General features: G+C 68.2%; 13 protein-coding genes. 4 read left to right on the top strand and 9 right to left on the bottom strand.

Translation table 11 applies throughout. From position 1 onward, the window contains the following. Positions 1-52 precede the first annotated feature (52 nt). Positions 53-1,222 (top strand): alpha/beta hydrolase, encoded by a 1,170-nt coding sequence (locus ABFX45_RS34520; RefSeq protein ID WP_346134625.1) that lies wholly within the window; start codon positions 53-55, stop codon positions 1,220-1,222. A gap of 52 nt (positions 1,223-1,274) precedes the next feature. Here ABFX45_RS34520 and ABFX45_RS34515 read toward each other — a convergent pair whose 3' ends face one another. The 5 genes from ABFX45_RS34515 to ABFX45_RS34495 all read right to left on the bottom strand — a co-directional run bounded on the left by ABFX45_RS34515 (position 1,275) and on the right by ABFX45_RS34495 (position 6,732). Then, positions 1,275-1,991 carry an ABC transporter ATP-binding protein gene (locus ABFX45_RS34515; protein ID WP_109641037.1) on the bottom strand — a complete coding sequence of 239 codons (717 nt, stop codon included), beginning with the start codon at positions 1,989-1,991 and terminating at the stop codon, positions 1,275-1,277. Continuing rightward, positions 1,988-2,797, bottom strand: coding sequence for an ABC transporter ATP-binding protein (locus ABFX45_RS34510; RefSeq protein WP_170155279.1), 810 nt, complete (start codon positions 2,795-2,797; stop codon positions 1,988-1,990). The genes ABFX45_RS34515 and ABFX45_RS34510 overlap by 4 nt, the downstream gene beginning before the upstream one ends. Further along, positions 2,794-4,521, bottom strand: a complete 1,728-nt coding sequence (locus ABFX45_RS34505; RefSeq protein ID WP_109641038.1) for a branched-chain amino acid ABC transporter permease — start codon at positions 4,519-4,521, stop codon at positions 2,794-2,796. Before ABFX45_RS34505 ends, ABFX45_RS34510 begins: the two co-directional genes overlap by 4 nt. Further along, complete coding sequence (locus tag ABFX45_RS34500; RefSeq protein WP_109641039.1) at positions 4,518-5,432, bottom strand: branched-chain amino acid ABC transporter permease; 915 nt, start codon at positions 5,430-5,432, stop codon at positions 4,518-4,520. Before ABFX45_RS34500 ends, ABFX45_RS34505 begins: the two co-directional genes overlap by 4 nt. Before the next feature lie 76 nt (positions 5,433-5,508). Next, positions 5,509-6,732 carry a branched-chain amino acid ABC transporter substrate-binding protein gene (locus ABFX45_RS34495; protein ID WP_233440154.1) on the bottom strand — a complete coding sequence of 408 codons (1,224 nt, stop codon included), beginning with the start codon at positions 6,730-6,732 and terminating at the stop codon, positions 5,509-5,511. A 437-nt stretch (positions 6,733-7,169) separates the two neighbouring features. On the opposite strand from ABFX45_RS34495, the gene ABFX45_RS34490 reads away from it, so the two are divergent. Beyond that, positions 7,170-8,591: a hypothetical protein gene (locus ABFX45_RS34490; protein WP_346134620.1), complete on the top strand. Its 1,422-nt coding sequence runs from the start codon at positions 7,170-7,172 to the stop codon at positions 8,589-8,591. Here the strand turns inward: ABFX45_RS34490 and ABFX45_RS34485 are convergent. From ABFX45_RS34485 to ABFX45_RS34470, 4 genes are all read right to left on the bottom strand, one after another. After that, a complete protein-coding gene (locus ABFX45_RS34485; RefSeq protein ID WP_109641042.1) occupies positions 8,572-9,183 on the bottom strand; it encodes an ANTAR domain-containing response regulator in 612 nt (203 codons plus the stop codon). The genes ABFX45_RS34490 and ABFX45_RS34485 overlap by 20 nt on opposite strands. 42 nt (positions 9,184-9,225) lie before the next feature. Further along, positions 9,226-10,044: a hypothetical protein gene (locus ABFX45_RS34480; protein WP_346134619.1), complete on the bottom strand. Its 819-nt coding sequence runs from the start codon at positions 10,042-10,044 to the stop codon at positions 9,226-9,228. A 199-nt stretch (positions 10,045-10,243) separates the two neighbouring features. Then, positions 10,244-10,846 carry a signal protein gene (locus ABFX45_RS34475; RefSeq protein WP_109641044.1) on the bottom strand — a complete coding sequence of 201 codons (603 nt, stop codon included), beginning with the start codon at positions 10,844-10,846 and terminating at the stop codon, positions 10,244-10,246. Continuing rightward, complete coding sequence (locus ABFX45_RS34470) at positions 10,843-11,199, bottom strand: PLDc N-terminal domain-containing protein (protein ID WP_109641082.1); 357 nt, start codon at positions 11,197-11,199, stop codon at positions 10,843-10,845. Before ABFX45_RS34470 ends, ABFX45_RS34475 begins: the two co-directional genes overlap by 4 nt. Positions 11,200-11,731: 532 nt before the next feature. Between ABFX45_RS34470 and ABFX45_RS34465 the strand changes: the two genes are divergently transcribed. Both ABFX45_RS34465 and ABFX45_RS34460 read left to right on the top strand, forming a co-directional pair. After that, a complete protein-coding gene (locus ABFX45_RS34465; protein ID WP_346134616.1) occupies positions 11,732-13,318 on the top strand; it encodes a thiamine pyrophosphate-binding protein in 1,587 nt (528 codons plus the stop codon). Positions 13,319-13,346: 28 nt separating this feature from the next. Continuing rightward, positions 13,347-14,729 (top strand): ArnT family glycosyltransferase, encoded by a 1,383-nt coding sequence (locus ABFX45_RS34460; protein WP_346134614.1) that lies wholly within the window; start codon positions 13,347-13,349, stop codon positions 14,727-14,729. Positions 14,730-14,804: the final 75 nt, after the last annotated feature.

Below are 14,804 nucleotides of genomic sequence, written 5' to 3'. Positions count from 1 at the left end.
CTCTGCGGTCAGCACCACTGACTCCTCCTGATCCGAACGAGATCGTGGTGCCATGACCTTCCCGACTCGATTGACAGCAGCAGCCCTGTGCGGCGCGGTGGTCGCTTTCGTCCCGGCCACCGCGTCCGCTCACGCGGGCCGCGGCGCACTCCTCAACGTCGTCCCGGTGTCCACGATGGACACCAGCCAGCTGGTCAGCTACCTGGGGGACTACGACCTGGACGCCTCCCGCGTCCGCTTCGGTGTGGACGCGAAGCGCATCGTGTACCGCACCATCGACCCGGCCGGAAAACCGACCACGGCAAGCGCTCTCGTCGCCTCGCCGCGCAACAACGACAGATCACCGCGCCAGGTCACCTGGTTGCACGGCACCACCGGCTACCGGGGCTCGGTGGCGTCGGTCGCGGACGGCAACGACCGCGCGGCCGCGCTGCTCTTCGCCTCGGCCGGCTACCTGACCACCGCACCGGACTACCTGGGCCTGGGCACCGGCCCCGGCTTCCACCCCTACGCCGACGCGCCGTCGACCGTCACGGCGTCGGTGGACGCCTTGCGGGCGACCAGGAAGCTGGCCGCGCGGCTGGACCTCCGTCCCGACCCCCGCGTCATGATCACCGGCCACTCGCAGGGCGGCCACGCGACCATGGCGCTGGGCCAGGCCCTGCACCGCGGCGCCGATCCAGGGCTGAAGCTCGGCGGCCTGGCACCGATCAGCGGCCCGATGAGGCCGAGCCGGCTCGTCGCCCAGGGCGCCAACGACGAGATCGCGAACGGCGTCGCGTACCTGGCGTACTGGACGGTGGCGGGGAACCGGCTGCACCACCTGTACGACCACCCGGCCGAGGCGTTCAAGGACCCTTCGATCGAGGGTCTCTTCGACGGTGAGCACCGCAACGAGGAGATCTTCTCGAAGCTGCCTGGCACGATCTCCGAGCTGTTCACCGAGTCCTACCTGGCGCGCGTCAAACACCCGACCGGCGTGCTGCGCGCGAAACTGCGCGAGGCGGACGGCTACTGCGACTGGCGCCCGCGGGTGCCGGTGTCGATCTACTCGTCCACCGGCGACGAGGACGTGACGATCGAGACCTCCGCCCACTGCGACCAGCGTCTCGAGCAGCACCACGCCCAGAGCACGCTCATCGACCTCGGCGCGGACGTGAACCACGGCAGGGCCGCCAAGCTCGCCCTGCCGCGCATCCTCGCCGAGTTCGACCGCGGGTGAACGAAAGCGGGGCGGAGGACAAGCCTCCGCCCCGCTCCCGCAACACAGAACTTCAGTGCGCCTCACCGAGGTACGCGTCACGCACCCGCTGGTCGGCCAGCAGCTGGTGACCCGGACCGTCCAAAGTGGTGCGTCCGAGGTCGATCACGTAACCGTGGTCCGACAACGCCAGCGCCGCCAGGGCGTTCTGCTCCACCAGGAGAATGGTGGTGCCCAGCGACTGCAGCTCCTTGATGGTGTCGAAGATCTTCTGCGTCATGATCGGCGACAGACCCATCGAGGGCTCGTCGAGCATCAGCAGACGGGGCTTCGACATCATCGCGCGACCGATGGCCAGCATCTGCTGCTCACCACCGGAGAAGAGCCCTGCCTTGTTGTGGCGCCGCTCCCCGAGGACGGGGAACAGCTCGTAGACCCGCTCCATGTCGGCCTGCACGCCGTCGTCCTTGCGGACGTACGCGCCGAGCTGGAGGTTCTCCTCCACGGTCATCCGCGGGAAGAGCCGCCTGCCCTCCGGACAGTGGGCGATGCCCTCGCCGAGGATCGCGTGCGCCGGGTCGTTGTGGATCGGCTTGCCCTGGAACAGGATCTCGCCGGACGCCGGACGCAGCAGACCGGAGATGGTCCGCAGGGTCGTGGTCTTGCCCGCACCGTTCGCGCCGATCAGCGACACGATCTGGCCGGCCTCGACGGTGAACGAGATGTCGCGGACGGCCTCGATCGCGCCGTAGGCGACCGAGAGGTTGCGGACTTCGAGCAGCGCGGTCATGCCTGCTCCCCCTTCGCTGCCTCGATGTCGAGCTCGACTTCCTCCGGGGGCTTGCCGAGGTAGGCCTCGACCACCCGCGGGTCCGCCCGCACGACCTCGGGGCTGCCCTCGACGAGCAGCTCGCCCTGCACGAGCACGGAAACCGAGTCGCACAGCCCGAAGATGAACTTGATGTCGTGTTCGATGACGACGACGGACACACCCGTCTCGCGGATGCGGAAGATCAGCTGCTGCGTCGCTTCCGTCTCCTGCGGGTTCATACCCGCCGTGGGCTCGTCCAGCAGCAGCACCGCCGGGTCCGTCGCCAACGCGCGCGCGATCTCCAGACGGCGCTGGTCGCCATAGGGGAGGTTGCGAGAGAGCTCGTCGTCCGGTCCGCGAAGACCGACGAACTCCAGCAGCTCCCGCGAACGCTCGCGCGCCGCCTTCTCCCCGCGGTGGTAGGCGGGGCCGTGGAACAGCGACGCCAGCGGGCCCTGCTTCATCCGGACGTGCCGGCCGACGAGCACGTTCTCCAGCACGGTCATGCTGGGGAACAGGCGGATGTTCTGGAACGTGCGTGCGACGCCCGCGTCCGTCACCTTCGCCGGGTCGCCGGGCAGGGTGTTGCCCTTGAGGAGCACCTGGCCCGTGGTCGGCGTGTACAGACCCGTCAGGCAGTTGAAGAACGTCGTCTTCCCCGCGCCGTTCGGGCCGATCAGGCCGACGATCTTGCCTTCTTCGAGCGTCAGGGTGACGCCCTTCAACGCCTTGAGGCCACCGAAGACCATCGAGACGTCACGCGCTTCCAAAACCGGCGTGGTCACGCCTTCGCCTCCTTCGACGCCGCGTGCACCTCGTCGACCGGCGCACCACCAACATCCTCATCAGCCAGCTCCGCCCGGCGGTGCCGGTCGGGGATCAGGCCCTGCGGACGGAACCGCATGATCAGGATCAGCGCGAGGCCGAAGATCATCAGGCGGAACTCCTCGAAGTCACGCAGCTTCTCCGGCAGCACGAACAGCAGCGACGCACCGAGCACGGCGCCCGGGATGGAGCCCATGCCGCCGAGGATGACCGCCGCAAGCAGCGTGATCGACTCGAGGAACTTGAACGACTCGTAGGACACCGTGGCGTTCTTGTGCGCGAACACCGCACCCGCGAGGCCCGCGAGCGTGGCGCCGATGAGGAACGCCAGGATCTTCGCCTGTCCGGTCCGGATGCCCATCGCACGGGCAGCGTCCTCGTCCTCGCGGATCGCGATCCAGGCCCGGCCGATGCGGCTGAACTTGAGGTTCGCGAACACCGCCATGGTGGCGGCCACGAGAAGGACGATCAGGATGTAGTAGAGCACGCCGGCGGGCAGCTTCACCGCGCCGATCGACAGCTCCCGGTTGAACTCCTTGCCGAACAACGACAGCGCCGGAATGCCCGGGATGGCGTTGGAGCCGTTGGTCATGCCACCGATGTCGTTCTGCGCGGAGCGGGTGAAGATCTCACCGAACGCCAGCGTCACGATCGCCAGGTAGTCACCGCGGACCCGCAGCGTCGGCGAACCGACGATCGCGCCGAAGATGCCGGCGACGACGGCGGCGATCACCGCGGCGACCGGGAACGGCAGCTCGATGCCGAAGTTCGCGGCGGCCGCTCCGGAGAAGTTCGCCGCGACGAGCGCGCCGATGCCCATGAACGCCACGTACCCGAGGTCGAGCAGACCCGCGAGACCGACGACGATGTTCAGGCCGATCGCGGTGGCGGCGTAGATGCCGATGTTCGCCGCGACCGTCATCCAGTACTCGTTGCCGGCGTCGGTGAACGGCAGCAGCAACGCGCACGCCGCCAGCACGATCACGCTGAACACGCGGTGCTCTTCGGACAGCACCGAGAGCCAGCGGATGAACCCGACACCGCTCAGCGCACCGAGCACACCACCGGCGAACCCGAGGAACGACAGGAAGATCGCGCCCGCGTACGGGTTCGACGTGCCGACACCACCGGTGGTCAGCATCGCGGCGACGGCCAGGAGCACGCCCGCGAACGACACCAGCAGCACCAGGTACGCGACCGGTGTGGGGGGCTTGAACTTCCACTCGCCGACCGGCGTGATGCCGTAGCCGTAGCCCGCCAGGATCGTCAGCACACCGGCGACCAGGCCGGCGACGCTGCCGAACGCGGTCGCGCCGTCGAGGGCCGTGATGGCACCGAGGCCACCGCCCTTGGCCGTGATGTACGCGCCGTTGATGAACGAGACGACCGCGACGCCCCAGCCGAGCGCCCGCACGACGCGACCCCTGGACGGGATCGGCGCGAAGGCCGCGACCAGGATGAGCACGCCGAGCAGCAGCAGGTGCCAGCGGAACCCGGTGACGGCGAACGGAGCGTCGAAGAACTGCAGCGTCGACTTGTCCGGCCAGTTGCCGTCGTTGAGGGTGAAGGTGACCCACGGCAGCAGCGCCGCGACGATCGCGAGCACACCGCCGACCGCCGCGAGCGGCTTGGCGAAGGGTGCGAGCGCGGAACGCTTGCCAGAAGTAGTGTCGACCGTGCTCATGCGCGCACCCTTTCCGGCTCACCGAACAGACCCTGCGGGCGGAAGACGAGCACGAGGATCAGCACGATGAAGATCCACACGTAGTCGTACTGGGTGCCGCCCGGCATGTACTGACCGGCCAGGGTCTTGATCAGACCGATGATGAACGCGCCGATGACCGCACCGCGGATGCTGCCGACGCCGCCCAGGACGGCCGCCGTGAAGGCGAAGATGCCGTTCTGGAAGCCCATGTCGATGTTGATGTTGCTCAGGTACCCGCCGAACATGACGCCCGCGACGCCCGCGAGCACGGCGCCGAAGACGAACGTCAGCACGATCACGCGGTCGGGGTTGACACCCATCAGCTTCGCGGTGTCGGGGTCCTGCGCGGTGGCGCGCATCGCCCGGCCCATGCGAGACCGGTTGATGTAGGTCTGCAGGAGGATCGAGAGGCCGACCGACAGCACGACGAGCAGCACGCCGGTCCACGGCACGCTGATGGTGCCGAGGGAGAGGTTGCCCTCCGGGAAGACCTTCGGGTAAGGCAGGTTCGACGTGGCGTTCGGGTACCAGACGCGCACGGCTTCCTGCAGGAACACGGACACGCCGAGCGCTGTGATCAGCGGTGCCAGCCGGGGCGCGTTGCGCAGCGGCCGGTAGGCGAACCGTTCCATGATCACGGCGACGACGACCGCGACCACGATGCCGCCGACGAACATGAGCGGCAGAGCCACGGCAGGCGACTTCTTGAGGTCGTCAGGAAGAAGCGTGAACGTGGCGAGGCCCCCGTACGAGGCCACCATGAAAACCTCGCCGTGGGCGAAGTTGATCAGCTGGATGATGCCGTACACCATCGTGTAACCGAGAGCGATCAGGGCGATCAACGACCCCTGAACGATCCCGTTCACCAGCTGTTGGAGCAGGACTGACACGACTACCTCCGTAGACGGCGGGGGCGAGCAAACAACGCCCGCCCCCGCCGTAGCTTCAATCGTTTATCAGTAGTCGTCAGCCGGTGAACTCGCCGGTCTGAACGTCCTTCCACTTGCCAGAGGTGACCTGGTAGACGGTGAGCACCTTGTTCGTGCTGTCGCCGTACTGGTCGAACTTGATCTCACCGGTGGCACCGGAGGCGCTGTACTTGCCGACGTTGGTCAGCATGTCCTCGCGCTTCGACTCGGCCCAGTCACCGCTCGAGAGGGTCGCGCCGAGGGCACCGATGATCGCGTTCGCGGCGTCGTAGGAGAACGCACCGTAGGCGGCGTAGTCCTCCTTGCCGAACTTCGCCTTGTACGCGTCGACGAACGCCTTGGCGGTCGCGAGCGACTCGACCGGCGCGCCGACGGAGGTGGCGAGGTCGCCTTCCTTGCCGCCGAGCTCGATGAACTTGCCGTCGTAGATGCCGTCGCCGCCCATCAGCGGGACGTTCAGACCGGCGCTCGCCATCTGCTTGGACAGCGGACCCGCGGCCGGGTACTCGCCGCCGTAGTAGACGGCGTCGGGCGCGAGGCCCTTGATCTTGGCGATGACGCCGGAGAAGTCGGTGTCCTTCTCGCCGACGGTCTCCTGGCCGACGATCGTGCCGCCCTTCTTGGCGACCTGCTTCGACAGCTCGGCGGCGAGGCCCGCACCGTAGGTCTTGCCGTCGGTGACGATGGCGATCTTCTTCTTGCCGGCCTTCTCGACGAGGTAGTTGGCCGCGTACGGGCCCTGCAGGTCGTCGGTGGCGCAGACGCGGAAGTAGTTGTCGAACTGACGCTTCGGAGCGGTCAGGAAGTCGTTGCCCCTGGTCAGCGACGGGTTGGTGTTCGCGGGCGACACCTGGGGGATCTTCTTGTCCCGCAGGATCGGCTGAACGGTCTGGGCGACAGACGAGTTCAGGGTGCCGACGACACCGACGACGTTCGGGTCGGTCGCCAGCTTGGTGGCGGCCTGCGCGCCCTTGGCGGGGTTCGCCTCGTCGTCCTGCGCGGAGACGGCCAGCTTGTAGCCCTTCACCGTGCACTTCTTGTTGGCCTCGTCCACGGCGAGTTCGGCAGACTGCTTGATGCCGATGCCGAGAGCGGACAGGTTGCCGGACAGCGGGGCGACAACACCGATGGTCAGAGTGCCCTTCGACGTGTCGCAGCTGCCCCCCGCGTTGCCGCCTTCTTGCTTGTTCGACCCACAAGCTGCGAGAACGAGCAGCGTCGAGCCGACAATGGCTGCGGACTTCACAAGGTGCTTACGCACGTGAGTCCCTCCTCTATCCCTGCTCCCGGCGGGCGCGAGTTCTCCGCGCACCGCTCCACGACCCCTCCTCCTGAGGGATGGCCGGAACCTAGGCGATGATTGTGACCCCAGTCATCAAACCCAATGGGCTCGTGACCATAACGCAACGCGGCGTTATGTTTTCCTTAAGCAATCTCACATACCGTAACCTTCGTTCACTCTTTGGACCCCTGCCATAACGTGTGCATATGACTCCGCGTCGTCGGGTGATCGCTGCAGTGGGAGCCGCCGTAGTGCTCGTCGCGGCGGTGCTCGTGCTTCGCCAGACCGATGACCCGACGAAAAAGCGCAGCTCGGAGCCTGTTCGGCTGACGGAGTACGCGGCGGATTTCGTCAAGTTGCCGTCTCGATCGGCGCGTCCCGAGCCGCCGTCCTCCGTATGGAGTAACCACGGCAGGGTGCAATGGACGCCCGTGCCCGGCGTGTCGGGCTACGAGGTCTTCGGCAGGCTCGTCGCGTCACCCGAGATCGCGGGGCGCGGCCGGCCCGACGTGCAGGCGGTGGACGCGTTCGGCCAGCGATCGCTGCCGGTCAGGGCCGAGGAACGCGCTGACGACGACTCGTGGCGCCGGGCGGTCATGGAGTGGCTGGACGACTTCGACGACTCGCACCTGGCCCGCCGCTACCACCTGAGCGGCCGCGAGGGCTGCGTGAACCCCAGCCACGGCTCCAGCCGTCTCGTGCTCGACATGCCGTGCGGGAACGACACGGCGGTGTTGCGCGCGCGGACGCTGTTGCAGCTGAACGAGTCTGACGAGCTGGGCCGCGTCGCCGTGGTGACGGACGCGGCCGGACCGCGCGGGAAGCTGGTGCTGGACCTGGTTCCCGGCACGCCGGACCGCGTCGGACCGGTTCCTCCCGCCGACGCGGTTCGCGTGGTGGTGGACGACTCCGTTTCACCCGGCACGCGTGGCGCGGGCGTTCTCCATCGGTTCGAAGTCGTGCTGACGCGCGGCGGCCTGCTCGTTCTGCAGGACGGCGTGCAGATCGCCGGCTCCCCGGTCGTGCCCAAGTGGCGCGAAGCGAGCGTCCTGATCGGTGTCACGCCGCCGCCAGCCCGTCCAGGCCGCGTGGAGATCGACGCCGTCGGCATCACCGGGCGAACGCCGATACCCGAGGTGAGCGAGACATCGATCGTGGCGGGGACGTTGCGCGTGCTGGAGTCCGACGAGGAGGCGCCAGGCATAGGCGTGGCGCGCGCACCGTTGCACAGGGCTGAGTCAGCGCGGTTGCAGGCAACGGTGCGGCTCGGCGACGGCGGTGATCCGAACGGCCTGGTCGCCCAGCTCGGCTCGGCCCGGTTTCCGCTGCGACCGGTCGTGAGCGGCTGGTCCGGGGCGCAGGACAGCGAGCTGACGGTGGCCGGGGACGTGCCGGCCGAACTGCTCGGTCCTGCCGGTCCGGACGCGCTGACACCGTTCGTGCTGCGCATGCCCGGCGCCTCGCAGGCCCAGGTGCTGGAGAGCTACCTGGAGGTGCCGGGGCTGTCGCCGGTGAAGCTGCCCAACGCACCGGACGAGCCCGCGCCCGTGCTGCCCGTCATGACCGCTGAGTTCGCGTCTGTGACACCGGACGAGGCGACGCTGGTGGTCACCCTCGACGCGGCCCCCGCGCGATCAGTGGCGCCGATAGCGGGGTTCGAGGTGTACGTCGACAGCGGTCACGTGGCGACCATGCCGATGCCGGGCGGGATCGGCGGCAGGCACGAGCTCCAGCTCTCGCTGAAAGGCAGCCACAACGTCGAAGTCCGCCTGCGCCCCGAGAACCCCGAGGCGCAGACGGACTCCGTGTGGCTGGAACTCAGCCGAAGTTCTCGATGACGGCTTCCGCGACGGCCTTCATCGTCGTGCGGCGGTCCATGGCGGTGCGCTGCACCCACCGGAACGCCTCCGGCTCGCTCAGTCCCTGCTTGGTCATGAGGATGCCCTTGGCCCGCTCCACGATCTTGCGGGTCTCCAGGCGTTCGGTGAGCCCTGCGACCTCCTGCTCGAGGGCGGCGAGCTCGCTGAACCGGCTCATGGCCAGCTCGATCGCGGGCACGAGGTCCCGCTTGGCGAACGGCTTGACCAGGTAGGCCATGGCACCGGCGTCACGGGCGCGTTCGACCAGGTCGCGCTGGCTGAACGCGGTGAGGATCACGACCGGCGCGATCCGGTTGCCCGCGATGTGCTGCGCCGCCTCGATCCCGTCGACCTTGGGCATCTTGACGTCCAGGATGACCAGATCCGGGTTGAGCTCGGTTGCGAGCTTGATGGCCTCTTCACCATCAGCGGCCTCGCCCGCCACGTCGTAACCCTCTTCGCGCAGCATCTCCACGAGGTCGAGGCGAATCAGCGCCTCGTCCTCGGCGACGAGCACTCGGGGAGCCTTGCGCGTGGCTTCGGCTTGGGCCTCGGCAGCCTGCTGGGTCACCGGGGTCCTCCTGACGATCGTTCCTGCGGGCGAAAGCGCAGTCTACCGGCGTGCAGCCCCCTGATCAGGCTCGCCAGCCGTGACGGCAGACACGAACTCCTCAGGCCACGGGTAGGTCCGCATGTTCTCCTCGACGTCCTGAGCGGGCACCTCGGTGCGGCGGAGCGTGATCTCGCGTGCGGTGCCGAACTCCGGATGGGCGAGCCTCGCCCTGATCTCGTCCTCGGCAGGCCCGCCCGGCCACTCGACGAACCACCCCGTTCCCATGGGAAGTGCTCGCAACCAGCTCGCGTCATGCCACAGGTGTACCCGGCGCAGTAGTGCGCTCCCAGTGGCCGCTTCCGGCGTCTCCTCGTCGTTGCCGCCGCCGTCGGTGTACTCGACGCCGCGGAACTCGTGCATCCAGCGCACGTACCGCATGCCCAGGTCCCAGGCGCTTTCGTCGACGCCGGCGAGCACGACGCCCGCGTCACCGGTGGTCAGTTCGGCCGATCGCCGGTACTGCCGGTGCGTGAGCCGCGCGACGCCCATGCCGTAACCGGCCTCGGTCCTCGGCAGCAACTCGAACAGCAACGGGCCCAGTGCGCGTTCGCTCAGGTGCAGCTTCGGGGTCTCCCCCGGTTCCACCGTCCGGAACGCGTGGGAGGGCCTGATGATGCTCGCAGGCGGCATCAGCTGGAGCATGCTCGCCGCGGTGCAGCCCGCGAGGAGCACTTTGGCCTCCAGCTGCCGCTGGGCCTCCGTGGTCGCGTCGGGCAGCAGCTCTCCGCCGCGCACGGCGGGCACCGCCTGGGACAGGTTCTCGCCCGTGTAGGCGCGCCGCAGATCGGCGAGCTGGTCCGTGATGGACAGACGTGCCATGACAGCAGTCCTCGTTTCCGCCGCCCGGCTCGGCACGACAAGGACGCATGTGCACGCGTCTACGTGGTCGGTTCGCTTCGGTGAGCAGGAGTTGCTGAACACTGCGGCGGAGTACGCCGCTCGCTGCCGGGGAGCGGCTCCAGCCTCACGTCTGCTCGGACGCCGCTGACCACGTTACCGGACCAACGCACGCGGTTTTCTAGTCAGCACCCACGATCAGCTTGTACTTGACGTCCACCTCTTTGCCGCCGGCCGAACCGCGGATGATCAGCTCGTGCTCGCCCGACGCGGGCGGGTTGATCCACGCGTACAGGCCGCAGCCGACCGAGTTGATCCGGCCCGCCTGGGTGCCGAACGGGTTGCCCGCGCGCGCCTCGTAGGTGAACGGGGTGGCGGACACCCTCGTCAACGCCTGCGTGGAGCCGTCCATCAGCACCTCGCCCTGGGCGTTCTTCATGAACCGCTCGCACTCGGCGACATCGCTCGCGAGGTTCACGACCGGCGCGAGCAGCGGTTTGTCGGCCGGCACCCGGCACTGCCGCTCGGCGGGGCCCCCGCCGAGCGACCCGGCGAGCAGCCAGACCTCGACGGGCTGGTCGCGCATGCAGAACCGCCCGGAGGTGTCGGACACGGGGTTGCTGTTGGAGGGCTGGGAAGCCCAGGTCCACCAGAGCGCCTGGAACTCACCGGGCGCCAGTTTGTCCGAAGTGGACGTTTGAGGTGCTGTGGGTGGGGCCGCCATCTGCGCGTTGCCGCCGCAACCGGCGAGCAGAACAACTAAGAACAGCAGGACTTTCCTCACTGGTTCTCGCGTCCCTTGCGTCGTTGTTCCTCCGCGCGCTCACGGCAGCGGCGCAGGAACTCCTCGTCGTCGTCAGCATCGGTGGCCGCGAACCGCCCCGGCCGGTTGTACTCGGGAAAAGCAGAAGCATCGCGCTCGTACGCACCGAAGCGCGCGCGTCCGGTCCCCACCACCGGACGGCCCGCCACGAGCCATGCGATCGAGCCCACCAACGGGAACAGCAGGACCAGGAGAAGCCAGAGCATCTTCGGCAGATTGCGAACCGAGCCTTCGTCGGTCGTGATGACATCCACGACGGCGAAGATCGTCAGCAGCAACGTCACCACTCCGAACAGCCCACCGAAGTACAGCATCTCCCACCCCCAGGTCGTGCGGTCGCGCACATCGTGGCACAAGGGGCCACTCCCTGAACATGGTTCACCCTTCAATCACCCCGCCCAATTCGCACAGCTGTGAAGTTCACCGAAACAAGGGCCGCAACCCCGCCTTAACACGCGCATTTCATTCCGCTATTTCCGCCCCCGCACCACCTGCGACGTCGCAGCTGGCCGCGGTGCTACCCGAGGTGGAATTCGCCTAGCCACACGGGGCGGGCGGGGACCGGCGCACTCAGCTGAACAGATCTGCGCTCATGGGCCGACCCGAGCAACCAATTCACCCCAGAGGGTGAAATGACGCGGCGGCAGGTGCCAATTCCGAGGGCACCGTCACACCGGTCCGGATTCCGCTTGCTCGATTCCGCACGGCTCGATCCAACACTTTCGCGGAGCCGATCCCCCCGCGAGTACCGGAACGTTCACACGAGCCGTGCCGTGCGTGAGGCTGAGCACCAGACCTGCTGCACGGCCGTTGCCCCAGCCGTAAGCGCGCCTTAGCGTCGAGTGCATGCCAAGGGGTGCCGAGAGTCTGCTGGAAGTGCTGGCCGCGCACGACGTCGAGGTCGTGTTCGGCCTGCCCGGCGTGCACAACCTCGCCATCTGGGAGGCGCTGCGGCGGTTTCCCGGCATCCGCATGATCGGGGTGCGGCACGAGCAGACGGCGGTCTACGCGGCGGACGGCTACGCAAGGTCCACGGGCAAGCTCGGCGTGGCGGTCGTGACGACCGGTCCGGGTGCCGCCAACACGCTCGGCGCCACCGGCGAGGCGTGGTCGTCGGGCAGTCCGGTGCTGGTGATCGCCACGGACATCCCGTCCACGCTCCGGCAGCCGGGGGTCCACCGGGGCGTGCTGCACGAGACCCGGGACCAGAAGGCGATGTTCGGGCCGGTCACCAAGGCCGCGTTCGACGTGCCCGCCGCGCAGGAGCTGGGCGCGTGCACCGACAAGGCGGTCCAGCAGGCACTGCAAAGCCCGCACGGACCCGTTTATCTCGGCGTGCCAACGGATTTCCTGTCCGCCGAGGTGCCGCACCACACGCCGGTGAAGACCGAGCAGGCCGACCTCGTCCCGGACCTCGCGGAGGCCGCGGAGCTGATCGCCGGGGCGCGGCGGCCGCTGATCTGGGCCGGTGGCGGCGCCGCGTGGTCCGGCGCCGGGACCGCGATCGCAGCGCTGGCGGCGAAGTTGCAGGCGCCGATCATCACCACATACGGCGCGCGTGGGCTGACCGACAGCCGTTGGGTCGTGCGGGGGCCGGTGCACGCGCCGCCCGTCGGGAGGTTGTGGGACGAGGCCGATCTCGTGATCGCGATCGGCACGGACTTCGACGGCATGATGACGCAGAACTGGTTGCAGCCAAAGCCGCGCAACCTCGTCGCGATCAACATCGACAAGGCGGAGGCGAACAAGAACTACCCGGCGGACGTCACGGTCGAAGGCGACGCGGCCGCGGTCACCGCGGCACTGGCGGCCGCAGTGGCCGGCAAAGAAGCCGTCGTCGACGTCGATGCCGTCAACGCCGAAGTGCGCACGTTGGTGGAAACCGACTCTCCCGAAGCCGCGAAGCTGTTGCGGGCGCTCGAAGGCGAGACGGCCACGATCGTCGCGGACATGTGCATCCCCGGTTACTGGATCGGCGGCTTCCACCACGTCACCAGGCCGCGCGGGCTGGCCTACCCGGTCGGCTGGGGCACGCTCGGGTTCGGTTTCCCCGCGGCGATCGGCGCGGCCGTCGGGCAGCGCACGATCGCGGTGGTCGGTGACGGCGGATTCCTGTTCGCGTGCGGGGATCTCGCGACGTTGAAGCAGGAGAACCTGCCGCTCACGATCGTGCTCGTCGACGACGGTGGCTACGGGATGCTCCGGTACGACCAGCAGATCGCCGGCCACGCCATCAGCGGGGTGGAACTGACCAGACCCGACTTCGCGAAGCTCGCGGAGAGCTTCGGGATTCCCGCGGTCACGCTCGACGGCTTCGACGGCTTGCGGGAGGAGCTGGCCGCCGCCGCGGGTCCCACCATGATCGTGGTCAACGCCGGCCTGCGGCCCCCGATCAACACTTCTCCCCGCTGGTACCGCAAAAAGGCCACTTGATCAGCTGCCCGCTCGGTAGCGTCCAGCCATGAGACGTGGGCTGGGGATCGTGCTCGCTGTGCAGGCAGTGGTGCTGACCGCGTTGTCGGGACGGTACGGCTTCCACCGGGACGAGCTGTACTTCATCGCGGCGGGCAAGCGGCCGGACTGGGGCTATGTGGACCAGCCGCCGATCACACCGATCCTCGCTCGCGCCGCCACCGAGGTGTTCGGCGAGACGCCGGTCGGGCTGCGCGTGATCGCCACACTGCTCGCGCTCGCCATCACGGTGGTGGTCGCACTGATCGCGAAGGAACTGGGCGGTGGCGCGGTCTTCGCGGCCGCCGCGTCGGCGACGTCGACGTTCGTGCTCGCGGTGAGCCACATGCTGTCCACGGCCACCGTCGACCTGTTGATCTGGGTGCTCCTCGGTTACTTCGCGATCAGGCTGCTGAAGACGAAGGACGGACGCTGGTGGCTGGCACTCGGCGCGACCGCAGGCGTCGGCCTGGCCAACAAGTGGCTCGTGCTCCTGCTGCTGGCCGCGCTGGCGATCGCGCTGCTCGCGGCCGGACCTCGCGACGTCCTCCGCACCTGGTGGCTGGCCGCCGGACTGGCGGTGTGCGCGGTGATCGCCGCCCCGGTCGTGGTGTGGCAGGCGTTGCACGACTTCCCGTTGCTCACGGTCGCACGCGGCATCAGCGAGGACGACGGCGCCGAGAACCGCATCATGTTCGTCCCCATGCAGCTGCTGATGCTGTCCCCGTTCCTCGTGCCGGTGTGGGTGGTCGGGTTCCGGAACCTGTGGCGTGACAGGACTTTCCGGTCGCTCGCCCTGGCCTACCCGATCCTGTGCGTGCTGTGCCTCATCACGGGCGGCAAGCCGTACTACGCGGTGCCGTTGTTGTTGGTGCTCATGGCGGCAGGCGCACGCCAGGCGCAGGAGTGGTTGCTGCGCCGCAAGGTGATCGGCGGCGTGCTCGTGACGCTGAGCGTCGTGCCCGCCGTGATCGGTTCCCTGCCGGTCCTGCCGCCCGGTGCACTCGGCCCGGTCCTCGCCGTCAACCCGGAACAGGGCGAGCAGGTCGGCTGGCGCGAGTTCGCCATCACCGTCCAGGACGCGTTCTTCGAGAATGATCGTCCGGTCGTGATCACCCGCAACTACGGCCAGGCCGGCGCGATAGAGGCCTACACCCAGGTTCATGCGTATTCCGGGCACATGTCCTTCTACGACTGGGGACCGCCCAGATACCCCAACATCAACAAGGTGATGCTGGTCGGATTCAACGACCCTCCGCTCACGGGCTGCAAGCGCGTTGCCCAGCACCACAACGTCGTCGAGAACGAAGAAGACGGCACGGTCATATGGGTGTGCAACGCACCATCAGAACCATGGGACGCCTTCTGGCCAAAGCTGCGCCACTACTACTGACCACATAGGACATTGGAGCACTTCCAACACCGACCCCTCTTCGGCTGAATATGGCCGAACCTGTTGGAATCGGCC

This window comes from Lentzea roselyniae (assembly GCF_039537795.1).
In the GTDB taxonomy this organism is placed as follows: Bacteria; Actinomycetota; Actinomycetes; order Mycobacteriales; family Pseudonocardiaceae; genus Lentzea; species Lentzea atacamensis.
This window is presented reverse-complemented; position numbering and strand designations above follow the sequence as displayed.